Raw genomic sequence first — 25,121 nt, 5'->3', positions numbered from 1 at the left:
GAAGTCCCTTGGTTTACCATGAACACAACCGACGCCGAATTCGATTCCCCCGCCTATCCGACGAAGCTCCAACGCGGCGAGGCTGGCGAGATCGTGATCCACTGGAGCGACGAGCGGCGGACCGTCCATACCGCTCGGTCCCTACGCGCGGCATGCCCTTGCGCCAGTTGCCGCGAGAAACATAAATCCGAAGAGGAAACGCCGGCCGACGCCCCGCCGCTGCTGCCGGTATTGAGCGCTGCCGAGGCTCGGCCGCTGGAGATCACGGCGATGCGGCCGGCCGGCCAGTACGCCTACAACATCCAGTTCAGCGACGGCCATACCAGTGGCCTATTTACCTTCGACCTGTTGCGTTCTATGAAGGACGTTCGATAAGCGACACTGTCATTTGGCGAATGATCGCGAGGAAGGATCGACGCGGTAGCAGGGAGTTTTCATGAGTTCACGGCAAACCCAACGGCAAACCCAAGCCAGACCCCCTTTGGTCGTCGGTATCGGGGCTTCGGCGGGAGGTCTGGAAGCCCTGCAGGTGTTGCTAGCGGGTTTGCGCGAACCCCCGCCCTTCGCCTTGGTCGTGATCCAGCACCTGAGCCCGAACAGCGAGAACCTGTGGCTGGAGGTGCTTCGCCAAACGACCGATCTGGAGATCGTTTTGCTGCCACAGGCCGAGCCGCAACCGCTGCGCGGCGGCCGGCTGTACGTCTGCCCTCCGCAGAGCTATCTGCAACTGGACGAAGCCCGTGCGATGGCCATTCCCACCGCCGCGCGGGAGCAGCCTGCCGGCGTGATCGACCATTTCTTCAAAGCGATCGCGGCCGATTCGGGGCCGCGCAGCGTCGGCGTCATCCTGTCCGGTGCCGGCAGCGATGGAACGATGGGGTTGAAGGCGATCGCCGATGCTGGCGGGCTGACCCTGGCGCAATCGCCCGATTCGGCCAAGTACGCCGCCATGCCGCGCAGCGCCATCCAGACCGGCGTGGTCGACCATGTTCTCGATCCCGATGCCATCGCGGCCGAACTGGTGCGATATGCCCAACACCTGAGGGGCCTGCAACAGACGCATCTACCCGAACAGTGGCAGGCAGAAATCCAGCAGGCCATTCCGTCGATCGCCGATGCACTGCTGAAAGTAACCGATCACAATTTCAAAGATTACAAGGCCAGCACCCTGGTGCGGCGCGTCCAGCGACGGATGCGGTTGCTGCGTACGGAGCAGGTCGGCGATTACCTGAATCATTTGCAGCACAGTGAAGAGGAGGCTCACACGCTGTTTCGGGAACTGTTGATCGGCGTCACGGCTTTCTTTCGCAACGCCGACGCCTTCGAGGTGCTGCAGGAGAGCGTGTTGACCCGGTTGGTTGCCGAGCGGACGGCCAGCGATACGGTCCGGATCTGGGTGCCCGGCTGTGCCAACGGTGCCGAAGCTTACACCCTGGCGATGCTGTGCCGCGAAGCGATGGACCAAGCCGCTTCGTCCTGCGAGGTACAGATCTTTGCGACCGACATCGATGAACGAGCCCTGCAGGTTGCCCGCCAAGGGTGTTATCCGGTGGGGATCGAATCCCAGGTGTCGCCCGAACGGCTGAGCCGGTTCTTCGTCAAGCAGGGCCGGCAGTACAAGGTCGGCAAAGAGTTGCGATCGATGGTGTTGTTTTCGCCCCATAATCTGATCAGCGATCCGCCGTTCTCGCGTTTGGATTTGATCAGCTGTCGCAATCTGTTGATCTACCTGGGGCCGCACCTGCAGAAGAAATTAATTCCGCTGTTTCATTACGCCCTGCGGCCTTCGGGATATCTGTTTCTGGGACCCAGTGAGAACATTCTCTCGCACGGCGAATTGTTCCGGCCGGTGGACGCCCAGCGTCGGATTTCCCAGCGCAAGGGCACCGGCGTATCGAGCAACAGTTGGCTGACGCCGCACCGCAGCGGCGACCCCTTGCGAATGCCCGCCACCGAGGGCGCCGACAAAACGGTGAACCTGACGGAGATTCGCCAGCGGATCGTGCTGGACGAGTTCGCCCCGAAAAGTTGCGTGATCGATCAAACGGGCAAAGTGCTGAACGCGGCGGCGGGAATGCAGAAGTACCTGTCGGTGACCGAAGGCGATTTCGAAAATAACATCGTTCGCATGGCGGCCAGCGGGTTGCGGCTGGGGCTGCGGGCGGCGATCGGAAAAGCCATTCAAACCCGCCGCAAAGTGCAGCACGAAGACCTGTCGATCTACGTCGGCGACGAACTGCAGCGGGTGATGGTCGTGGTCCAGCCCATGCCGCAGTTGGGCAAAGACGAGGAGCTGTTCCTGGTCGTGTTCCACGACGTGGGGCCGCCGGTCGATCCCGATCAAGTGACCGCTCCGCAAAACGTTCATCAGCACCACGGCGATTCGGAAACTTTGATCGCCCAACTCGAACGCGAGCTGGAGGTCACGCGGCGGGATCTCGATCGATCGCTGCAAGACATGGAGGCCACCAACGAGGAGCTGAAGAGCTCCAACGAAGAACTGTTGTCGATGAACGAGGAACTGCAATCGGCAAACGAAGAACTGGAAACTTCCAAGGAGGAGATCCGCCGCGGCAGCGAAGCGGTGGCCGCCGCCAACAACGACCTGGAGAACCTTTTTCGCAGCACCCGAATCGCGACCGTCTTTCTGGATCCAGAGGGCCGCATCATTCGTTTCACTCCGGCCGCCGCCGAGCTGTACAACCTGGTGCCCGGGGACGTGGGCCGCAAACTGTCGGACATCACCCACCGGGCCGTCGACATGCCCGCCCTGCCCGATGCCGCGTCCCTGGCCGAACTGGCCACACCCGACCCGCCCGGCGCCGACCCGGCCGAGGCCGCCGACGATCCGCTGGAACACGAGATCCACACCGCCGATGGCCGCTGGTACCTGCGCCGCTTGTACCCCTACATGCGCGGGCAAACGCAGGATGGCCTGATCATCACCTTCTTTGAAATCACCGAACGCAAGCGGGCGCTGATCCGGCTGGAAACCGAACACCAGGTCAGCCGGTTGTTGGTCAATGCCCAGTCCCTGGACGAGGTCCTGCCCAAGATCCTCCGCGCCATCTGCCATAGTTTGGGCGCGCAGTTGAGCGCCCTGTGGTTGCCCGCCGCCGACGGAGAGCATCTGGAATGTACGCAGGTTTGGATCGAGCCGGGGTATGTCGAACTGGAATCGTTTGCCCGTCGCTGCCGCAACACCCAATTCATCAAGGGCGTGGGGCAACCGGGACGCGTCTGGCAAAGTCTCACGGCCGACACCATCGAAGACCTGCCCGCCGACCCCGGCTTTCTGCGAACCGAAGCGTTGGAGGGCGGCTTGATCAGCGCCGTAGCCATGCCGATTGTGCGCGGCAAGCATTTCTACGGCGTCGTCGAAGTTTTCGCCAAAAGTCGCTTCTCCCGCCAGCAAGCCCTGTTGGACCTTTTGCAGACGATCGGCACCGAGATCGGCAAATTCATTCGGCAGGCGGAATCCGACGAACGCCTGCGTCATGAGGAAGCCCGCAAGACCGCGATTCTGAATTCCACCCTCGACTGCATCATCACGATGGACGTCGAGGGACACATTGTGGATTTCAACCCGGCGGCCGAACGCACCTTCGGGTACCGCATCAGCGAAGTTCGCGGACGCTTGCTCAGCGAGATGCTTATTCCCGAGCAGCTTCGCGAAGCCCATCAGCGCGGACTGCAACGCTTCTTGAAAACCGGCAACTCGCGGATCATCGGTCGCCGTGTGGAGCTGCACGCCCAACGCGCCGACGGCGAGTTGTTCCCGGTGGAACTGGCCATCAATGTCAACCGCGATCGCGACGATCGACCCTTCTTTACCGCCTACTTGCGAGACATCAGTCAACAGAAACGCAAGCAACAGATGATGGAGTTCGTCGCGGGACTGCACACCGAACTGAACACGTTGAGCGGTTTCGGTGACATCGTTCACGTGGCCTGTCAGCGTCTGGCCGAATTCCTGGATCTGTCACGCTGTGTGTTGATGGACATCGAAGACGACGCGGGGGTGGCCGAGCTGTTCTACGACTACCACCGAGACGGCATGGAGGATCTGTGTGGCACGTACCAGATAGCAGACTTTTTATCGCCCGGCGAGCAGCAACAGTTGGTCTCCGGCACGCCAGTCGTCATCAGCGATACCGCCGCGGCAGCGCGTCCACCCGGCGCACGACAACGGTTCGGCTCGCTGGAGGTAGGCGCGGTCGTCGACGCACCCGCGATCCAGGAACGCCGCTTGGTGTTCTTGTTGGCCGCGGTAAAACCCCAACGGTACGACTGGAGCCGGGAGGAGATCGAATTGCTGGCCGACGTGGCCAAGCAATTACATCTGCGTGTCGAACGCGCCCGTGCGGACCAAGCCCGCGAGCGCTCCGAGCAGACGTTGCGAGAGAGCGAGGCCCATCTGCGGCGCGTGATCAACCATCAATTGGGTCTGGGCGGAGTGATCGACCGCGAGGGGCGTTTGGTGGAGATCGACGACGACTCGCTGCGGATCGCCGGACTGCGCCGCGACGAGGTGATCGGCCGCCACTTTGCCGAATGTCCCTGGTGGACCTACGACGAGGCGGTTTCCGAGCAGATGCGGCAGGCGATGGAGCGGGCCTTTGCCGGCGAGGTGGTGCGGTACGACGTGCCGTTGTACGCCGCCGGTTTGGGCGGCCCGGAAACCCGTCTGATGATCGATTTCATGTTGGCTCCGGCTCGCGATCGTGAAGGCCGCATCGAGTATTTGATTCCCTCGGCCGTGGACATCAGCGATCGGTATGCGGCCGAGCAACGCGTGGTCGAGAGCGAACGGCGACTGTCGATGGCCCTGCGAGCCGGCAATATGGCGGCTTGGGAATGGACCGCCGAGAAGAGTGTTTGGGAACCGATGATGTTTCAGTTGTTGGGGACTGATCCCGATCCCAACCCTTCCTCCGAACGCTTTCTGGAATTCGTGCATCCCGAAGACCTGCCCGAAGTGCAGCGGTGTTGGCAGCGGGCCATCGCCGGAGAGCAGGAATACGAGACGGAGTTTCGGATCATCCGTGCCGATGGCCAGGTGCGTTGGTTGGCCGCGGCCGGATCGACCATCCGCGACGACCGGGGCAATGTGGTCCGGATTCACGGGTTGAACTGGGACATCACCGCCCAGCACGAATTTGAACAATCCCTGCGCGAAGCCCGCCAGCAAGCCGAGGCCGCCAACGAATCCAAGAGCGCCTTCTTGGCCAATATGAGTCACGAGATCCGTACTCCCATGACGGCCATCCTGGGCTATACGGATTTGATCGGGGAGCGGATCGACGATGACCAGGCCCTCGAGCACGTCCGCACGATTCGCCGTAACGGTGGCTTCCTGCTGGACATCATCAACGACATCCTGGACCTGAGCAAAATCGAAGCCGGCAAGTTGGACATCTCGCGCGAGTTGTTCTCGCCGGTCCGCTTGGTCGAGGACGTCCGCAGCATCATGGAGGTGCGCGCCGTCGAACGCGGGATCAGCTTGGACGTGCAGTACCAGGGCCTGATGCCGGCGCAGCTGAACAGCGACCCCAAACGCTTGCGGCAGATCCTGATCAATCTGGTTGGCAACGCCATCAAGTTCACGCGCCGGGGCGGCGTCCAGATCATCGTCAGTTGCGAACCGGTCTCACAACCCGATCAACCTTTGCAGTTGCAGTTTGAGATTGTCGACACCGGTATCGGCATCAGTCGCCGGCAGCAACAACGACTGTTCGAACCCTTCACGCAAGGCAACGACAGCGTCAGCCGCGAGTTTGGCGGCACGGGCTTGGGGTTGGCGATCAGCAAACGTCTGACCGAATTGCTGGGTGGTCAGATTTGTGTCCAAAGCGAACTGGGCAAAGGCAGCCGGTTCACGTTCTCGATCGATGTGGGAGACGTCGAGGATGTCGATCTGGTGGCGCCGCCGCTGGATAACCCCGCGGCGCTCGACGCCGTGGCCGTCGAAGTCACCTTGGACTGCCATGTCCTGGTGGTCGACGACCGCCGCGATATTCGGTTTCTAAGCAGGACGCTGTTGGAGAAGGCCGGGGCCGGAGTCAGCGAAGCGGAGGATGGCCAGGTGGCGTTGGAAAAGGTGCGGAGCAGCTGTAGCAACGGCCAGGGTTTTGACCTGATTCTGCTGGACATGCAAATGCCGCGGCTGGACGGTTACGAAACCGCGCGGCAATTGCGGCGGATGGGATTCGACGGTCCCATCGTCGCCCTCACCGCCGACGCGATGCAGGGCGACATGACCCGCTGCATCGAAAGCGGCTGCAACGACTACCTCAGCAAACCGATCGACAGCCAAGCCCTGACGCAGATGATCTATCGATTTACGACAGGCCGGTAAACTCGCGTTCGACAAACGTGGTGTCGAAGTTGCCGTCCTGGAAGTCGGGGTGCTGGAGCACGCGGTCGTGGAATCCGGCGGTCGTGGCGATGCCTTCGACCTGCAATTCTCGCAGCGCCCGCCGCATCGTGATGATGGCTTCTTCGCGGGTGGGACGGTGGACGATCAATTTGCCGATCATCGAATCGTAGTATGGCGGTACGACGTAACCGGCGTAGACGTGGGAGTCCATCCGCACGCCCATGCCACCGGGCAGGAACAGAGAATGGATCTTGCCCGGGTTGGGTTGGAAGTTGCGATCCGGATTTTCGGCATTGATCCGGCATTCGATCGCCGCGCCGTTACAGGGCACTTGGTCCTGGGTCACGGGCAGGGGCTGGCCGGCGGCGACCAGGATCTGTTGTTTGATCAGGTCGATGCCGGTGATCATTTCGGTGACCGGGTGTTCGACCTGGATGCGGGCGTTGACTTCGATGAAGTAGAAATTCTCGTCCTTGTCGACGATGAACTCGACCGTTCCGGCGTTGGTGTAATCGGCGGCTTTGATCATCCGCACGGCCGCTTCGCAGATCGCCCGGCGTTTGCCGTCGGACAGCGAAGGGCTGGGGGCTTCTTCGATCAGTTTCTGGTGCCGACGCTGGACACTGCAGTCGCGTTCGTGCAGGTGGATGGCGTTGCCATGATGGTCGGCCAAGACCTGCACTTCGACGTGCCGCGGACGTTCGACGTATTTTTCCAGGTACACCGCTCCGTTGCCAAAGGCGGCCTGAGCTTCGGTGCGGGCCTGTTGCAGGGCGGTCTTGAGGCTGCCGGCGTCGGGCGCCACACGCATGCCTTTGCCGCCGCCGCCGGCGGTGGCTTTGATCAGGACCGGAAAGCCGATTTCGTGAGCCACACGGACCGCTTCGTCATCGTCTTCGATCAACCCGTCGCTGCCGGGCACCACCGGCACGTCGGCTTTGATGGCCAGCGAACGAGCCGTGTTCTTGTCGCCCAGCATCTCCATGGCTTCGGGACGCGGCCCGATGAAGTCGATCTCGCAGCTCCGGCAGACTTCGTTGAAGTGCGCGTTTTCGGCCAGAAAGCCATAGCCGGGATGGATGGCATCGGCGTTGCCCAGTTCGGCGGCGCTGATGATGCGGTCGATCCGCAGGTAGCTGTCGGCGCTGCGTGGAGGGCCGATGCAGTAGGCTTCGTCGGCAAACCGCACATGAGCCGAATCGGCGTCGGCTTGGCTGTAGACGGCAACCGATTCGATGCCCAGCTCGCGGCAGGCACGAATCACGCGGAGAGCAATTTCACCACGGTTGGCAATCAGAATCCGTTTATACATAGCCCTGGGCTTTCGGAAGCGCTGGTGTTTTGGTGCGAGGGTCAGGCAGAGGTGTCGATCTTGAACAGCGGCTTATCGAATTCGACCGGTTCGCCGTTCTCGGCCAGCACGGCCACGACCTTGCCGCTGACCTCCGCTGGGATCTCGTTGAAGACCTTCATCGCTTCGACGATGCAGATCACCGTGTCGGCTGAAACCATCGAACCGACTTTGACAAACGGATCCGATTCGGGGTTGGGTTTGGTGTAGAAGGTGCCGACCATCGGCGATTTGACGGTCACGATATTGGCGCCCTCGGCCGGGGCCGAAGCGGCCGGGGTGGGGGCCGCCGGGGCCGGGGCCGCCGCGGGGCTGGCCGGCGCGGCCAGCACGGGTTGGGCTGCACCGCCGCGCTTCAGCCGAATCCGCTCCTCGTCCTGCTGGAGGTCGATTTCAGCCAGATCATGCTGCTCCATCAGTTCAATCAGCGTTTGGAGTCGCTCGATACCAAATACGCTGTCCGAACCGTGTTTGCCGCCCTCAGTCATACGACGTAGTCTCGCTATGTTGGGTGAAGCAGCAGCCCTGTTGTGGGGGCCGCCCATGCTGGTGGGAATACACAATCATGCCTTGACAAAATGTCCCAGTGGGCATGTTTTACAGGATAACGGTGCAGGCTTCGAGGCCCTTGGGCAGTTCTGAAAGAACTTCGTGTCCCTCGGGCGTAATCAACACGTCGTCTTCGATGCGGACCCCGAATTCGCCGGGTAAATAGATCCCCGGTTCCACCGTCACGACCATTCCGGCCTGGAGGCGGCCCTGGGAAACCGAAGCGATTCGCGGCTGTTCGTGAACCTCCAAACCGATCCCGTGGCCGAGACCGTGACCGAAGTAGTCGCCAAAGCCGGCGCTCTTGATGACGTCGCGGGCCGCCGCGTCCACCTCGCTGAAGGGAACGTCCGGCGCCAACCGTTCGATCGCCGCCTGCTGGGCCTCGAGCACCACCTCGTAGACCTGTCGGTAGCGGTCGCTGGGCGGACCGATCGACAGCGTCCGAGTCAGGTCGCTGGTATAGCCTTGATGCTTGGCGCCCCAGTCGACCAGCAATACCGCGGCGCGATCCAAGCACTGCTCGCCCGGCTGGGCATGCGGCAGCGCGGCGTTGGCATCGACGGCCAGGATCGGATCGAACCCACAGCCGCTGGCGCCCAGACGCCGCATCAACGCTTCGACTTCGTGCGCCATTTGCCGTTCCGTCCAGCCGGGACGAAGCTGGGCGCGCAGGCCTTCGAAGGTCCGCTCGGCAATCCACACCGCCCGCCGCAGAATCGCCAGTTCCGCTTCGTCCTTGATCGCTCGGATCGATTCGACCAGGCCGCTGGTCGCCACCCACGTGGCGCCGCTTCCGCTCTCGGCCAATTGCCGCTGCTGGTTCCAGGAAACGTGGTCGGCTTCCAGGCCGATTCGCTGACCCGCGGCAACTTCGGCAATCGCCTGCTGGAGTAATTGCTGCATCGTGCGTTCGGGTCCCCGGACCATAGCCGGTATCTCCTCGCACTGCTGCTGCAGCTGGGTTTCATAGCGGCGGTCGCTCAGCAACAACGTACCGTCGCGATGCATCAACAGGTACGTGCTGTCGCCGGTGAAGCCGGTCAAATAGCGGACGTTGATGTCGTGGGTCACCAACAAGGCTTCGGCATCGGTCGTTTCCAGTTGGGTGCGAAGGCGTTGGCGTCGCGAGACGTAATCCATACGTTGGTCCTGATTGACTTATAATGCGAAGCGAGAGGCTCTATTGCAGCCATCCCTATCTATCTCTCAAGGGAGCCGCGTGTGTCGCAGCACGACCGATCTATCTTTACGTCCGCGTCTGTCTCCGAACACCCCGCGGGAAATCCGCTGCCGCCGCCTCAGAACAACGGCGTCAAGACGCTGTTGATCGTGCTGGCCGGATTCGCCGTCGTGACGATGCTCGCCTGCTGCGGGGTGGGGGCCATCGTCTGGAACGCCGTTCGTTCGACCGTCAGTACCGAAGAGCTTGCTGCCCTGCCGGCGGACCCGCCCCGCTTTGCGGCCGATGCCCAGCAGTTCAATCGGTCGCTGGAGCGGCTGGCCGAGGACCCCTGCGTCGACAGGCAGGTGTGTGACTTCGTCCACCGCAGCGCGGACTCGCTGCGGCACGGCGAAGCGATTCCGTTCCACACCAATATGTTCATGACGGCCATCTCGCGAAGCGCTTTCGGCGACGAGCTGTCCTATCTGGAACGTGTGGGGATCGCCCAGTGGCTGGAAGAAAGTCCCCCGCAGCCCTCGGTCGAACCGTATCACCGCATCCTGGCGGTGCGGTTGTCGGACGAAGGGCGTTTGGCGACGGTCGACCTGTTGTCCTACAGCGACGAAAACCAGTGTGAGTCCTACCAGTGGTACTTGGTCCGTGACCGCGACCGTTGGTATTTGTACGACTGGCAGCGGATGGAATACGGACGCCGGATGTCCGACGAGTACGCGGGGTTTATGGACGACGATTCACCCGCCGCGGACGGCTACGACGAAGTGATCGCCCAATTGGACGAAGCCCAGGAGCTTTGGAACGCGGGCCAACAGGAAGAGGCCCGCCGGTTGCTCGAGCGGTGCGAACAGACGGCGATGTTAGCCGAAGATCGGCCGGTTGCGAGAATGCGGATCGCCTATGTGTGGTTGGCCCTACAGCAGAATCAAGAAGCCATCGACGTGTTGGAAAAGATCGCCACCCCGGATGATCGCTGGGGCGTGTGGCCGGTGCTGGCGATGGCCTATTTGAATCTCGAAGAATACGACAAAGCCTATCCATTGATCCAGCGGGCCCAGCAACAGTCGCCGCATCATCCCAATGTGTACTGGTTGCTGTCGGAAGTGGAGGACGTGCGGGGCAACCGGCAAGCGGCCGCCGATGCGGCCCTGCGCGCCTATGAGATCTGTCCTCAAGACATGGCTTTGATGGGCAGCGCGGTCTACTACCAACGACCCGGTGACGTGCCGACGTTGTTGGACACGGTCGTCGATGGTGGGTTGGCCGAGGAGCAAGCCGAAACCGCTTGGCGTTACCTGCTCGATACCGCCGCCAGCGACGCGGCTTGGGGCCAGGCTCTGCTTGAGGAAGTCGAACTGCGTCTTGATTTGCCCGCTGAAGTCCGGCCGTTGGTGGTCGCGAATCTGGCATGGGAAGAAGGCGATTTCGATGCCGCCGCCGAGCAGTTCTTGAAGGCACGACAGATGGCCAGTTTGCCGTTCTTGCGGCAGATCGCCGAGGACGACTACCTCGCCGCCCGCTTGGAAAGTGGACGCTTTGACAAAATGTTCAGCGAATCACGCGACGTGCAGGCAACCCTGAAAGCCCTGGTGCAGCGCGTCTACAATGATGAGTACTATCACGATAACCAAACGCTGTTGGAGGCCCTGCAGGCGGCCGGCCTGGAGGACGATCCCTACGCGGCTGGTTTGCGAGGGTGGTTGTTGTTCGTCCAGCAGCAACCCGAACCCGCCGCCGAAGAGATCCAGCGTTTTGCGGATTACTTGAATGCAAACGCCGACGACGCCGCCAGTGACGAGCAGTGGTTGGTTCCCCTGGTCGATTACTATCTGGCCCAGGCCCTGCTGGATCTAAAGCGGCCGCTGGATGTCTTGCAGCGGTGGCCCGATGATCCGCAGCGCTTGCAGCAATTGGCCGGTCATCTGCAGCGCCTGCGCGAACCCTCGGCGCTGGAACGATTCTTGACGGCCACCGAGGACAGCCAGAGCGCTGTCGTTCGAATGCATCGACAGACGCTGTTGGCCGAGCGGGCGTTTCGCCAGGGACGCATCACCGAGAGCAACGAGCACAGCGAGCAGGCGATCCAGAGGGCACGCGAGGCGATGCTGGACTTTCCCGCCGAAGCTTTGTCGCTGATCCGTACCCAGCAGGCCCGGCATCTGGTGTGGACGCCCGATGCCGGGCTGAGACGGTCGTTGATCCAGCAGGCCTTGCAGCACAGTGTCGAGCCGGCGGAAGAGTCGTCGATCCTGCAGGGCTTGCGCTCGGATGCGGATTCCAGCGAACCGGCTTCCGATGACGCGGGGTTGTTAGACAGCATCGTCGAAGCAGCCGAGCAGGCGGGTGATCTGGAGGTGTTGCAGCAGTGCCGACAGTGGCTGGAACCGTCCGAACCGGACGGCGATACAACCGATGCTCGGTTGCCCCCCGTGCTCGCTGCGATCGGCCGGGTTCAGCAGCAACGCGGACAGTACGTGCAAGCGTCGGAGTCCTTTGCCGAGAGCAAGGGGCGACTGGGGGACGCGGATCCGTGGCGGATGTCGCAGCTGAGTAAAGGGTTGGTCGCCGCGTGGTTGCAGATCGGCAACGAGAATGTCGCTCGCGAGATGGCGCGGAAGTGGACACCCAGTTACCCCGGCGAAACGCCGCTCGTTGCCCTGGTCGATCTGGCCCATCGCGATTACGCCGCCCTTCGCAGTCATTTTCGAGATGGTTCGGAGGAGGACGAAACGCAAGGCGACGTTTCCCGCTACAGCATCCTGTCGCTGGGCAGTTGGTTGGCCAGTGACGAGGCGCGTCCTTGGGTTCGCCGCGCCGCCGACCAGAAGGCGTTCGAAGAACTGTTGTCCGAGGTGACGATGCCGGTTCGGGCTCATGATGGACGCAGCACCGCGACGTTGTTGTTTCCTGGCGAAACGTCCTTTTCGGCCCAGCAGGTCACCGACGTGCTGCAGCAGGCCAGCGGCAAGACATTCCGGTTAACCACGCTGTCCCTGCCGCCGCAGGAACGGGACTCGCAGGCGTGGTTGGCGCAGACGGATAACGGCCAGCGGATTCTGGTGCACAGTTTCCGGGGCGTCGGCAAGCAACAGGGATTGTCGGTAGAGGACGCGGTGGCGTTATTGGACGAGGTCCGGGCCTTGCGGATCGCGGTATTGGACCAGCGGCCGCGACCCGACGAACGGCTGTTCGCCCTGTTGGCCGCCGCGGCCACGCCCGAGGCTACGGCCTGTTGGCTGGGCGACCGGCAGTGGTTATGGACCGGTCCCGATCTGGCGTCGCAACTGCGCTGGGCCGATCGGATTCCGGTAGGACCCGCCGTGGCTCACGACCCGGTATTCGAAATCGAGAACGCTGCGGCAGACCTGGACGGTAGGGCCTGGGACCTGGCGCAGTGGACCGAAGCGCTGGAGGGAACCGAGGACGGAGTGGCGGCTACGCTGTTGTTGACCGTGGCCGGATGTCGCGAGGCGATACCGTGCCGGGTCCATCGCAGCGATCCCGACGAGGACACGTTGGTGGTCCGCCCGGCGGCCGACGGCCAGTTGATGCCCTGGATCAAGCAAGGCTTTGAATACAAAAGCGGCACCCTGTTCGTGCTGCCAGCATCGCCGTAGCCGAAAACCGCCAGAGTTTGGAGGTTCGTTTTTGAGTGGCGAGTGGCGAGTTCGTATTCGATTTGAGAATCGCTGGCTCCGGCGGAATCTATGTAAGAGAAAACATTGCTTTTGACGGCCCCGCGTTGCGCACAGATTCCGCTGGAGTCAGCAAATCTCAGATCTCCTGGCTCTGGCGGAATCTATGTAAGAGAAGAATCGTTTTCTCCCCTCTCCCCCGAATCCTGGCGAGCCTAAGCGAGTCAGGATTCGGGGGAGAGGGGTCGGGGGTGAGGGGGGAATGCAGAGCAGCAGCAGCATGGCCGTATCTCGATGCGGCGCACGGCCCTGGGGATCGTACGTTATGAGTCATTCCGTTGCACCCGAGACCCCCTCACCCCCGGCCCCTCTCCCACCACTGCTTCACTCGCTGACGCTCGCGGCGCCGCGGGGGAGAGGGGAGAAAACATTGCCTTCTACTGCGCCAAGCCCTACACAGATTCCGCCGGAGTCAGCAGGTCTCAGATCTCAGAATGAGCACGCGCAGATTTCAACCTCGCCACTCGCCACCAACAACCAAACTCTGGCGGTTTTCGGCTGCGCGCGTTCCTTCTAGGTCGGCTCGGGCTTTTGGCGAACGGCCAGGATTAATTGCACCGCGTCGTACAGGGCGTGGGCGACGATCGGAACCAATAGATTTTGGGTCGCGACCGTTAACCAGCCCAGGTACACGCCGACCAGCGTGGCCAGCACGAAGTACGTCGGCGTCATCGCGTGCACCAGTCCAAAGGCCACCGAGGCGACCAGCACGCCAAGGGTCACGCGCAGCAGCGAGGCGTCTTCCATCGATCCGATCAGCCAGCCCTGCAGCCAACCGCGAAACAACAGTTCCTCGCCCAGGCCCGCGCACAGCGAGATCGCGAACAGTTCCAACGCCGTCAGGTGTCGCATCGGCGCCAGCAGGCGGTCTTCGGTCAACCGGCTGAGTTCCTGCACGCCGGTTAGTTTTAATTTGTCCAGGATCCACACGGCGACCAACATCGGCGCGGTGGCGGCAATGCCCAAACCGATTCCGTAGGCGATCGGACCCCACTCGTCGGCCGGCGGGATCAACTGCCGGGCGTCGTAGCCGAGCAGCCACCCGGCCAGCAACCCCAGCAGGCCCAGCGACAGTTCGAAGACCGCCGCTTTGACGAAGAAAGAGTTCGGATCGGTTGCCGCCTCCGGTTCGCCGTTCCAATCGTCGTTCCAATCGTCGTCTTGGTCATCCATGCGGAAACATCTTTCGTGGCGGCGCCGAAGCGAAGGCTCGGCGCGCAAAGAAAATGGTCAAGCTTCAACCCGCCCGGGCGCGCTTTAGCTTTCGTTCTGCTCGCGCAGCTTCGCCAGCACGGTGTAGTCTTCCAACGTACTGGTATCGCCAGCCGACTCCTTGCCCTCGGCAATATCGCGCAGCAAGCGCCGCATGATCTTGCCGCTGCGGGTCTTGGGCAGCGAGGAGGTAAAGCGGATGTCGTCGGGCTGGGCCAAAGCCCCGATCTCTTTACGAACGTGTTGCTTGAGGGCTTTGCGCAGTTCCTCGCTGGGTTCTCCCTCCTGGATCGTGACAAACGCCGCGATGCCTTGGCCCTTGAGTTCGTGGGGACGACCGACGACGGCAGCTTCGCACACCTGCGGATGGCTGACCAACGCGCTTTCCACTTCGATCGTGCTCAAGCGGTGTCCGGAGACGTTGATCACGTCGTCGATGCGACCCATGATCCAGTAGTAACCGTCTTTGTCTCGACGAGCGTTGTCGCCGGTCAAGTATTTTCCGGGGACCATCGACCAGTACTGTTCGACAAAGCGTTCTTCGTCGCCCCAGATGCCGCGCAACATACCGGGCCAGGGCTTTGCCATGCACAGCATGCCGCCGTGTTCGGATTGGACCTCTTTGCCGGTCTCATCGACGATGGCCGGAATCACGCCCGGCAGCGGTTTGGTGCAGGATCCCGGTTTGGTGGCCGTCACCCCGGGCAAGGGGCTCATCATGATCCCGCCGGTTTCCGTCTGCCACCAGGTATCGACGATCGGGCAGCGCTCGCCGCCGATTTTTTTGTGGTACCACATCCAGGCTTCGGGGTTGATGCCTTCGCCCACGGTGCCCAGCAGTCGCAGGCTGGACAGGTCATGGGCATCGACGTGTTGGTCGCCCCACTTGATGAACGCCCGGATCGCGGTGGGCGCGGTGTACATGACCGTGACTTTGTACTTTTCGATCAGGTCCCAGAACCGGTCTTCGGCCGGATGGTTCGGGGCGCCTTCGTACATCAGGCAGGTGGCTCCGGCGGCCAGCGGGCCGTAGACGACGTAACTGTGCCCGGTGATCCATCCGCAGTCGGCCGTGCACCAGTACACGTCGTCGTCGCGATGATCGAAGACCCACTGGAAGGTGCGTTTGGCCCACAGGGTATAGCCGGCCGTGGTGTGCAGGATCCCTTTGGGTTTGCCCGTGCTGCCGCTGGTGTACAGGATGAACAGCGGCGTTTCGCTGTCCAGCGGCGTGGCTTCGCATTCGGGACTCGCGCTGTCGACCGCGTCGTGCCACCAGATGTCACGCCCCTCGACCATCGGGGTGTCCTGGTCGGCGATTCGCTGCAGCACCAGGCAGTGTTTGACCGTGGCGGATTTTTCCAAGGCTTCATCGACGGTTTCTTTCAGCGGCAGAACCTTTCCGCGGCGATACAGGCCGTTGGCCGTGATCACCAACTTGGCCCCCGCATCGTTATTGCGTTCGGCGATCGATTCGGCGGAGAAGCCCGCGAAGATGACCGAGTGGACCGCCCCGATCCGCGCACAGGCCAGCATGGCGATCGGCAGTTCGACCGTCATCGGCATGTAGATGCTGACCACGTCGCCCAGACCGATGCCCAGGGCACGCAGCGCATTGGCGGTCTTGCAGACCTCTTTGTGCAGTTCGGCGTAGGTCAAGCTCCGCTGTTCGCCCGGTTCGCCTTCCCAGATCAGGGCCGTGCGGTCGCCGCGGCCGGCGGCGATGTGCGCGTCCAAGCAGTTGTAGCTGGCGTTGGTCTTGCCGCCGACAAACCACTGGGCGTGCGGCGCGTCCCACTGACAAACCTTCTGGTAGGGTTCGAACCAGTGCAGGTGTTCTTTGGCTTCGGCATCCCAGAACGCATCGGGATCGTTGGCCGCCGCGTCATACAGTCGTTGGTACTGTTCTTCGGAGTTGATGACGGCACGGTCGACGAACTGCTGGGGCGGGGGAAACAAACGGTCTTCGTTCAGAACGTGATCAACTTGTCCGGACGCGGATTGCGACATGCGAGGCACTCTCTCTTTCGTTTTATCGACGGCTATCAAAACACGGCTGCGAACCAACCAGTTTAACGCGAGCCAGTTTAACGCGAGACCAGGGCGCGTAACATGCCTTCGGCCTTGTGCCACGTCTCTTGTTCTTCGGCGTAGGGATCGCTTCTGGCCGTTATACCGCCTCCAACAGGAAATTGCAGCCATCCATGCGCTGCGGTGGCGCTGCGGATCAGGATGTTGAAGTCGGCCGCGCCGCCACAACTGATATAGCCCAGCGAGCCGCAGTAGGGCCCTCTGGGGGTGGGTTCCAGCTGGGCGATCGTGCGCATCGCTTCCACCTTGGGGGCTCCGGTCACGCTGCCGCCGGGAAAGCACGCCGTCAGCAGGTCGCCCAGCGTCGCCGACGGATCCAGCGTGCCGCGAACCACCGAGACCAGGTGCTGCACAAACGCATAGGGTTCGACCTCGCACAGTTTCTCCACCCGTACGCTTTGATCGTCGCACACGCGCGAGAGGTCGTTGCGCATCAGGTCGACGATCATCACGTTCTCGGCGCGGTCCTTCTGGCTCTCGTACAGCTCCTTGGCGAGCGCCGCATCGCGGGCGGCGTCGCCGGTACGCGGCGTGGTGCCCTTGATGGGCCGGGTTTCCACCTGCCGGTTGCTCAGCCGCAGGAATCCCTCGGGCGACGAGCTGAGCAGTTGAAAATCGCCGCCATCGTAGTATCCGGCCAGCGGCGCCGGGTTGCTGGCCCGCAGCTTCAGGTAAAGCGCCGGCGAGGGCTGCGGTTGGGGGCACAGCAGCCGCTGGGCGATGTTGACTTGAAAGCTGTCTCCGCGGCGGATGCGAGCGACGATCTCGGCGACGGTTTCTTGAAACGCCGGACCGGTAAAGTTGCTGGTCAGCCCAGCATAAGGCGTGGGAAACGCGGCAGCCAATTGCGCCGCAGGACGCGGGACCGGTGCATCGGCGGGCCGCACCTCGCGCCGCTGCAGCCAAGCCATCACTTGATCGGCGCGGCGGACCGCGCGATGCAGTCGCCGATCCCACTGGGTTTCCGGTAGGCCCTGCGAGATCAACCATCCGCGACGTTGCTGATGGTCCCAGGCAATCACCCAGTCATACAGTCCCAGACAGATCGGAGGCGTGGGCAGGTCGTCCATCGCGGCTCGCCCCACCGATTCGATCCAGCTGGCCGCCTCGTAACCCCACACGCCGGCAATCCCGCCTTGAAACGGAGGCAGGTGCGCGACGGCCGTGGCGGGAATGCTGTGCCGCAGATGGGCCTCCAACCATCGACACATCTTCGTCCAGCCATCGGCCTCGCTGGCATCGCAGCGCAGACGCTCGACCGGATCGGCGCTGAGAAACGAGTAACGCCCCATCTGATCGGGTCCGTTCGTGGCGCTGTCCAGCCACAGCACGCCCGGCAAGTCGGCCAGGGATTGAAATGCGGTGACAAAGGAAAAGTCATCGGGCATCGGCCGGACAACCGGCAAAGGTTCCACCCATGACCAGGATGGCGGCGACGTGGTGTTCAGGAGGAATCCTTTCGGCGCTGGCGATGACGAGGGGTACGGGCGAGACGCTGATGATCTTCGGGACGCGTTAATAAGCCCCAGGATAGGGCCTCATCCTGTTCGTACTGCTTACCCAGCGTCAATGCCGTAACCGCTTTGGCCATCTCGTATCCCAGGTAGAAGGCGTGCCCGCGATCGATGTTGTCGGCCTGCGGTTGCGCGAGCAACCGGGCGAAGAGCGCAAACGGATCTTCGCCACTGAGGTGCAGGTCCGCAGCCAGCACATGGATCTGATTCTCCTGAGCAAACAAACGGTAGTTATTGTCCTTGATCTGCTCTGCCAACTCGCGAAGCGCCTCGGCCGGATAGGGGCGCAGGCGCGGATCGCGCAGCATCACCAAGCCGGGTTCCAGCCGTTTGGGAGGCACGCGATGGCCAATCGCGTAATGCACCAGCCGCCGGCCGAGATCGCATTCGCGGACCGCCGAACGAGCCCAGTTGATGACTTCGGTCGTCAACACACTGCGGATGCCCAGTTCCTGGCAGATGCCCAGCAGGATCACGTTCACGCCCGCCGAGTCGACGTCGGTCAATTCGGTCAAGTTACCGATGCCCATCATCATTTCGTGATCGGGAAAGCGACGGCGTACCGCGGCGTAGCGCAGCAAACTTGCCGTAAATCCCCCGCTTTGCCCGCGCCTGCAAGCGCCGCCGACACCGATCGGTTCGAGGATGGGATCGATCCGCTGGGCGACGCCGTGGCGATCCAGGTAAGCCACGGTTGCTTCCAGCGACGCCAGGTCATCGGGCGTGTCGGGGATCGAAACCACTTCGCATCCCCAGTCCTTGGCGGCCTCGCGGTTGCTGGAATTGACCGACAGCACGAGCTGCGCTCCGGCGCGCGTCGCCTGTTCGGCTTCCCAAGCGTCGAACGTGTCGATGGAAACGGCGATGTTTTTTTCTCGCAGACCGCGCACTGCCAGCGCAACATCGCGCCACTGTTGGCCCGGACTGCAACCCAGATCGATGATGTCCGCGCCGTCGTCGATCGCCTGCTGGGCGCGAGCGAGCAAGGCGTCCATCGGCAGACGATTCGCGTGATTGATCTCGGCCAAGATGCGAATATCAAACCGTCCGTAATCGTCGCGAGTGTGGCGAGACGAACCAAAGTACTCGGGCAACTCACGCAGGTCTTTGGGACCTAAGCGTACGGGAATCGCTGTGTCTTGTTGCAGTTCGATCGGATCGCCGACGTAACCGGGCAACAGCACTTCGGTCGCTTCGCGCGGCAGATTCCAGCGACGCTTGATCCAGGCCGGTGTCATCAACGCGGCAACCGTGATCGGCAGCACTTCGATCGTGAACTGAAAGGCAAGCCGCTGGGCCAGGTCCTGCACCACGCTGCGCAGCGCCGGCGCAGCGAGCTTGCCGGTCACGAAATGAATGTGTCGTTGTGGTGCGGGCGCGTCGTTCACACTGCTGCGATGCAAAAAAGTTGTACGAAGTTGTGAACCAAGCTCTTGACCGATAACTCGAAACGCATAAAACATCCAACAGCGAGAGACTCGCGCAGTGTTGATCGAATCATCTTAAACCAAGATGATTCGATCAAACACGCGTGGCCGGGGTCTCTCGTTTTTTTATGCGCGTCTCTCATCTGCAGTTGCTCCAGACGAAACGGAACCAAGATCATGTCGGTGCCGATCCTTTGGGAAGACGCCAACGTGATCGTGGTGAACAAGCCCGCCGGAATCTTGTCGACCGCGCCGCCGGAGGTGCCATCGGTTCAGGCGCAGTTGCAGACCATGCTGCGACAGCGCAGTGGAGCGGCTGCGGCCCAGGCGGTTCGCTTGGTACATCGTTTGGACCGGCCGGTCAGCGGCGTCTTGGTCGCCGCACTTTCCCAGCGCACCGCGCGCTTGTTAAGCGAGCAGTTTGTATCGCAGAAGGTCGAAAAACGCTACCTGACCTGGGTCGAAGGCGAAGTGGATCCGGCGCAGGGAACGTGGACCGATACGATGCGCAAAGTACCCGAGGAAGCGCGGGCGGAGTTGGTTGGCGAAGGCGTGTGTGGAGCGCGAGCTGCACGGCTGGAGTACAGCGTTCGGGAGCGACGCATGGGACAGACGCTGTTGGAGATTCAACTGCAAACCGGACGCATGCACCAGATTCGGTTGCAGGCGTCCAGCCGCCGCCATCCGGTCCTGGGCGATCGTCTGTACGGCAGCGAACAATCATTCGGCCCGGAAGCGGAGGATCCGCGAGCGGCCGCCATCGCGCTGCACGCCTGGCGAGTGGTTTTTCGGCATCCTCGCACAGCCAAGCCCGTCGAAATCAAAGCCCCCCTGCCCCCGTACTGGCCCCGCCAAACGCCGTAGTCGTCCCGTAACCGAAAAACGCCAGAGTTTGGTTGTTAGTGGCGAGTGGCGAGTGGCGAGTGGCGAGTGGCGAGGTTGAAATCCGCTCGTGCTCGTGCTCGTGCTCGTGCTCGTGCTCGTGCTCGTGCTCGTGCTCGTGCTCGTGCTCGTGCTCGTGCTCGTGCTCGTGCTCGTGCTCGATTTGAGACTTGAGAGTTAAGATTTGCTGGCTCTAGCGGATTCGATGTAGGGCGTGCGAAGCTCGGGACGCAGCAGCCACGCCAGTGGCGACATGTGGTAGCCCCAGGCGCGAGCCTGGGGTGCCGCCCCCCACACCCGCGCGCCAGTCCCAGAGGGACGACATGAATTCCGGTGCCAGACTTCCTGTCGCCCTTCCAGGGCTTTTGTTCGTAATGTTTACGTTTCCCCGGGCTCGCGCTTTGGGGCTACCACATGCCATCGCTCCGCGATTTAGGAACGTTCGTTCCATCCATAGATTCCGCCGGAATCAGGAGATTTGCAATCGCCCCTCGGCGAACGCTGGCTCTGCCAAACAGCGACCAGATTCTGGCGAGTTTGGCGACGGGAATCGACAACCCACTACTGGGATTGTTCGACTTCGACAACTTGCACGGCCGCGGGCGGGTCGAACTTTTGAAAACCCCAGTGCGCTGGAATCAGGATCATTGCGACCACGAAGACCAGGGCGTTGAGCGGCATGCCGAATCGCAGGTAGTCGCTCATTCGGTACCCCCCGACGCTGTAGACCATCAGGTTGGTTTGGTAACCGAAGGGCGTGGCAAAGCTGGCCGAGGCCGCGATCATCACGGCCACGACGAAGGGCGTGGGATCGTAGCCCAGGTCGATCGCGGCGGTCCAGGCGATCGGAAACATCAGCAAGGCCGCCGCGTTGTTGGTGATCAGTTCGGTGCACAGCATCGTTGTGAGGTACACAATCGCCAACGTGGCCAGCGGGTTCTGGCCGGCCATCGCCAACACCCCGGTGGCGATTCCGCTGGCCGCCCCGCTCTTCTCCATCGCCGAACCGATGCCGATCGCGGCACCGATCACCAACAGAATCGAACCGTCGACGCTGCGCCGCGCTTCGCTCATCGTACAGCAGCGCAGCGCCACCATCGTGATCGCCGCGACCAATGCCGCCGTGACCACTTCGACCAACTGGGTCGCCGCCGCGACAACCATGATCAGCATGATAATCAACGAAAGCCAGGCGCGTTCCGGCCGACGCACTTCCCCGCCGTCGACCCGGCTGACCAAGAAGAAGTCTCGCGAGCTGCCGTGGTGTTGCAGGAACGACTGGGGGGCTTCCAGCAACAGGACGTCGCCGGGTTCGAGCACGACGTCGCCCAGTTTGCCGGGTACGCGTTGATCACCGCGCGCCACCGCGATCACGGCCGCTCGGTAGCGGGTGCGGAATTTACCTTCGCGGATCGATTTTCCCACCAGCGGACAGCGTTGGCTGACGACCGTCTCGACCAACTGACGTTGCCAGGCGGGCGAATTCAGTTTGCGGGTTTGGTCGGTGGCCGGGGTCAGTCCGCGGATCTTGCGGAGGTCGACGACCGATTCCAGGGCACCGACCAGGATCAGTAGGTCGCCGCCGTGCAGCCGTTCGGTGGGGGCCACCGCCGGCAGGACTTCGCCGCGGCGCTGGATCTCCGCCAGGTACAGGCCAGGCAGGTGACGCAGGCCCGCATCCTCGATCGTACGGCCGACCAGCGGACCGTCGACCGTCACGGACATTTCGACCGTGTATTGCCGCGGGTCGTCGTGGGTGCTGACCGCCGGTCGCCGCTCGGGCAAAAACTTTCGAGTGAAGGTGAGGATGTACAGCAGGCCGCATATCGCCGCGGGAGCCCCCACCCAGCCCGGGGAGAAAAATCCCAGTTCCGTGCCGCCCTTGATGCGGTATTCCTGATAGATCAACAGGTTCGTGCTGGTTCCCAGCAAGGTGCACATCCCGCCCAGGATGGCGGCATAGGACAGGGGCAAGAGGAACCGACTGCTGCTCACCCCGGTGCGTTTGCTCAGGTCCCCCACGACCGGCATCAGGGCGGCCACCAGCGGCGTGTTGTTCAGAAATCCGCTCAGGGTGACCACCGGTAGCAGCAGCCGCAGTTGGCCGTCGCGCAGGCCTCGCGCCCGGCCCAGCAACCAACCGGTCGCCAGCTGGGTTCCGCCGGTAAATTCCAGCCCGGCGACCACGGCAAACAGTAGGCCGATGGTGATCAGGGCCGTGTTGCCGAACCCCGCCAAAGCTTCGGCGGGCGTCGGCAAGAGGGCCGACCCGCTGACATCGCTGACCACGATCAGGATCGCCAGGCAGGACACGGCCAGCAGATCGGTCGACGCCAAGCGCAGCGCCAAACCACCCAGCAACAGCAGGGCGATGGCGATCGCGAACCAGGGTTCCCAGTCCAGAATCAGTGCACTTCCTTCGAGTCAGACGGATGTAAGGCGGCCAGTATAGCTGCACCAGTGTACTTCGCAGTCACCGATCAACTACACTGTGACCAATCACGAGCGTCGGCGGACGATTGGGCCGCCGGGCGCCTCGTCCTTCCTCCCTTCCCAGCCTGCCTTAACGCTTATGTCTTCGCAGAAAAAGAGACGTTTTGGGCCCCTGCTGATCGCCTTTCTGGTGTTTGTCATGCTGGTGCTGCACCAAGATAACTGGAATTGGCACAACGACGAATTGGTCTTTGGGTTCATTCCGATCGGCTTGTATTACCACGCTCGGCTCTCTCTGATCGCGACGTTTGTCTGGTTCTTGGCTACCCAGATTGCCTGGCCGGTGGAGTTGATCGAAGAAACCAAGGCGGCGGTCGAACAACGACCGCCCGGTGAAGCGTCTGCGGAGGAAGTGCAATGAGTGTTGGGATTTGGAACGCAGGCATCTTGTTGGCCGCCGAGGCGGCCAACCCCTGGCATCCGGGCCTGCTGCAGTTGGTGATCATCCTGGTGTACCTGAGTTTGCTGTTGGGCCTGGGGATGTTCTCCAGTCGCATGTTCAGCGGAACGCGCGAGGACTATCAGACGGCCAGCCATTCGATCGGTCCGTTTCTGTTGTTGATGAGCATCTTCGGAACAACGATGACGGCCTTTGCGTTGGTCGGCAGCAGCGGCCAAGCCTACAAGGAGGGCGTCGGTGTGTACGGCTTGATGGCCAGCAGCAGCGGCGTCATCCACTCGATGTGTTTCTTTCTGATCGGTGTCAAGGTGTGGAGCTTTGCGCGAAAGCATGGCTACACGACGCAGATCGAATTCTTTCGCGACCGGCTGGATAACGACTTCCTGGGCCTCCTGATGTTTCCCATCCTGGTAGGCCTGGTCATCCCGTACCTGTTGGTCGGCGTGATCAGCAGCGGCGTGGTGATTCAAGCTCTGACAGCCGGTTTGGCGCCGGACTGGAGTTGGTTCCAGGTGATGAATCCGGCCGGCGAGATCGTGCCGGCCCTGCACGGCGGGGTTCCGCCTTGGATGGGATCGTTGTTGATCTGTGTGGTCGTGTTGATCTATGTGTTCTTCGGCGGGATGCGTGGTACGACCTGGGCCAACACGTTTCAGACCTTGGTGTTCATGGTGCTGGGGATCCTGACCTTTTATGTGATCGCCAGTCGCCTGGGCAAGCAGGACGGCTTCTTTGAAAACCTCCGCGTTCTGGGCGAGTCGGTGCCTGCGGAGTTCAGCACGCGAGCACACATGAGCAAGACGGTGTTCTTCTCGTACCTGTTCATTCCGCTGTCGGTGGGCATGTTCCCGCACCTGTTTCAGCACTGGATGACGGCCAAGAGCGCCAAAGCGTTCAAGGTGCCGGTTGTCTTCCACCCGCTGTTCATCATGATCGTGTGGGTGCCCTGTGTGTTGGTCGGCGTTTGGGCTCAGGGCTCGTTGATGCCGTCGATGCCGCCCAAGCCGTCGATGGAATCGGCCAACTCGATCCTGCCGTTTCTGGTAAAGACACAGACCGGACCGCTGCTCGGCGGTTTCTTGGCCGCCGGGATTCTGGCGGCGATCATGTCCAGTTTGGACAGCCAGTTCCTGTGCATCGGCACGATCTTCAACAACGACATCGTGCTGCACTACGCCGGCAAAGACCGCTTCAGCGACAAGCAGCAGGTGATGTTCACGCGGCTGTTCATCATCGGGATCGTCGCGGTGACCTACATCATCAGTCTGATCCTGGGCACCAAGAGCAGCGTGTTTGCGCTGGGCGTGTGGTGTTTCAGCGGCTTCAGTGCCCTGTTCCCGATCATCATTGCCGCGCTGTACTGGCGCGGACTGACCGCGGCCGGTGCGATCGCCGGCGTGTTGGCAGCGATCGGCAGCTGGGGCACGCTGTTCTATCTGGCTCTCGGCCAGGGGGACCTGGACGGTTACAAGCTGCAGATTCCTTGGGGCGACGGAGAGCCGATGTTGGTGATGCCCGTCGCCGGGATGTTCTGTTGTACGCTGTTGGCTACGGTCCTGGTCTCGTTGGTCACCAAGAAGCCCAGCGAAGAAAAGCTGGCCAAGTTCTTTTAGGAGGTCCGATGCGAGCGGCGTACGCGCTGGAGTGGAGCCTTTAGGCGATCGCAGCGGATCGCCAGTTGCGAAGCAACGACCGCCGACGGCCTGGGATGCCGATCCCAGGTCGCGGGCTCGCTGCCCCGTGGATAGTCGCGAAGCGACGACCGTCGATAGCCTGGGATGCCAATCCCAGGTCGGCCACACCCCACCCCACGGATAGTCGCGAAGCGACGACCTTTGGCTTGAGCAACGCTAGTCCTGGGCTGACGCTGTGAGATGCAAGGACAACCGACTGCCGTCGCTCCGCGACTCCCGACGTATTCTCGAGGCTCGCACCTCGGATTGGCATC

Annotated in this window: 14 protein-coding genes; 6 read left to right on the top strand and 8 right to left on the bottom strand. The window is 62.2% G+C overall.

Annotated features, from left to right (window positions below; genetic code table 11):
* The first annotated feature begins 18 nt into the window (after positions 1 to 18).
* Together GE027_RS19730 and GE027_RS19725 are read left to right on the top strand one after the other, a co-directional pair.
* Positions 19 to 375 carry a DUF971 domain-containing protein gene (locus tag GE027_RS19730; RefSeq protein WP_153558950.1) on the top strand — a complete coding sequence of 119 codons (357 nt, stop codon included), beginning with the start codon at positions 19 to 21 and terminating at the stop codon, positions 373 to 375.
* Between the two features lie 61 nt (positions 376 to 436).
* A complete protein-coding gene (locus GE027_RS19725; RefSeq protein WP_153558949.1) occupies positions 437 to 6,358 on the top strand; it encodes a CheR family methyltransferase in 5,922 nt (1,973 codons plus the stop codon).
* Here the strand turns inward: GE027_RS19725 and accC are convergent.
* From accC to GE027_RS19710, 3 genes are all read right to left on the bottom strand, one after another.
* A complete protein-coding gene (gene accC, locus GE027_RS19720; RefSeq protein WP_153558948.1) occupies positions 6,342 to 7,691 on the bottom strand; it encodes an acetyl-CoA carboxylase biotin carboxylase subunit in 1,350 nt (449 codons plus the stop codon). The two genes, GE027_RS19725 and accC, sit on opposite strands and share 17 nt — an antisense overlap.
* Positions 7,692 to 7,732: 41 nt before the next feature.
* Positions 7,733 to 8,218 (bottom strand): acetyl-CoA carboxylase biotin carboxyl carrier protein, encoded by a 486-nt coding sequence (accB, locus tag GE027_RS19715; protein WP_153558947.1) that lies wholly within the window; start codon positions 8,216 to 8,218, stop codon positions 7,733 to 7,735.
* A gap of 109 nt (positions 8,219 to 8,327) precedes the next feature.
* Positions 8,328 to 9,422 carry a M24 family metallopeptidase gene (locus tag GE027_RS19710; RefSeq protein ID WP_153558946.1) on the bottom strand — a complete coding sequence of 365 codons (1,095 nt, stop codon included), beginning with the start codon at positions 9,420 to 9,422 and terminating at the stop codon, positions 8,328 to 8,330.
* An 81-nt stretch (positions 9,423 to 9,503) separates the two neighbouring features.
* Between GE027_RS19710 and GE027_RS19705 the strand changes: the two genes are divergently transcribed.
* Entirely contained in the window at positions 9,504 to 13,076 is a 3,573-nt protein-coding gene (locus tag GE027_RS19705) for a tetratricopeptide repeat protein (protein WP_153558945.1), read from the top strand.
* Positions 13,077 to 13,667: 591 nt separating this feature from the next.
* On the opposite strand, the gene GE027_RS19700 is transcribed toward GE027_RS19705, so the two are convergent.
* From GE027_RS19700 to GE027_RS19685, 4 genes are all read right to left on the bottom strand, one after another.
* Complete coding sequence (locus GE027_RS19700) at positions 13,668 to 14,327, bottom strand: CPBP family intramembrane glutamic endopeptidase (protein ID WP_153558944.1); 660 nt, start codon at positions 14,325 to 14,327, stop codon at positions 13,668 to 13,670.
* An 84-nt stretch (positions 14,328 to 14,411) separates the two neighbouring features.
* Positions 14,412 to 16,376 (bottom strand): acetate--CoA ligase, encoded by a 1,965-nt coding sequence (gene acs, locus GE027_RS19695; protein ID WP_153558943.1) that lies wholly within the window; start codon positions 16,374 to 16,376, stop codon positions 14,412 to 14,414.
* Positions 16,377 to 16,453: 77 nt separating this feature from the next.
* On the bottom strand, positions 16,454 to 17,845 hold the full coding sequence (locus GE027_RS19690) for an anthranilate synthase component I family protein (protein WP_153558942.1): 1,392 nt from the start codon (positions 17,843 to 17,845) through the stop codon (positions 16,454 to 16,456).
* Positions 17,846 to 17,901: 56 nt separating this feature from the next.
* Positions 17,902 to 19,359 (bottom strand): DUF6513 domain-containing protein, encoded by a 1,458-nt coding sequence (locus GE027_RS19685; protein ID WP_237607675.1) that lies wholly within the window; start codon positions 19,357 to 19,359, stop codon positions 17,902 to 17,904.
* Positions 19,360 to 19,575: 216 nt separating this feature from the next.
* Between GE027_RS19685 and GE027_RS19680 the strand changes: the two genes are divergently transcribed.
* On the top strand, positions 19,576 to 20,262 hold the full coding sequence (locus GE027_RS19680) for an RluA family pseudouridine synthase (protein ID WP_153558940.1): 687 nt from the start codon (positions 19,576 to 19,578) through the stop codon (positions 20,260 to 20,262).
* 579 nt (positions 20,263 to 20,841) lie between these two features.
* Here the strand turns inward: GE027_RS19680 and GE027_RS19675 are convergent.
* Positions 20,842 to 22,617, bottom strand: coding sequence for an SLC13 family permease (locus GE027_RS19675; RefSeq protein ID WP_315852924.1), 1,776 nt, complete (start codon positions 22,615 to 22,617; stop codon positions 20,842 to 20,844).
* Positions 22,618 to 22,852: 235 nt separating this feature from the next.
* Between GE027_RS19675 and GE027_RS19670 the strand changes: the two genes are divergently transcribed.
* Together GE027_RS19670 and GE027_RS19665 are read left to right on the top strand one after the other, a co-directional pair.
* A complete protein-coding gene (locus GE027_RS19670) occupies positions 22,853 to 23,134 on the top strand; it encodes a DUF3311 domain-containing protein (RefSeq protein ID WP_153558938.1) in 282 nt (93 codons plus the stop codon).
* Positions 23,135 to 23,160: 26 nt separating this feature from the next.
* Entirely contained in the window at positions 23,161 to 24,786 is a 1,626-nt protein-coding gene (locus tag GE027_RS19665; protein WP_390621612.1) for a sodium:solute symporter family protein, read from the top strand.
* Positions 24,787 to 25,121 lie beyond the last annotated feature (335 nt).

The sequence above is a fragment of the Roseimaritima sediminicola genome, assembly GCF_009618275.1.
Lineage (GTDB): Bacteria > Planctomycetota > Planctomycetia > Pirellulales > Pirellulaceae > Roseimaritima > Roseimaritima sediminicola.
Note: the sequence above shows the minus strand (reverse complement) of the source record. Positions and strands in the feature narration are given on the sequence as shown.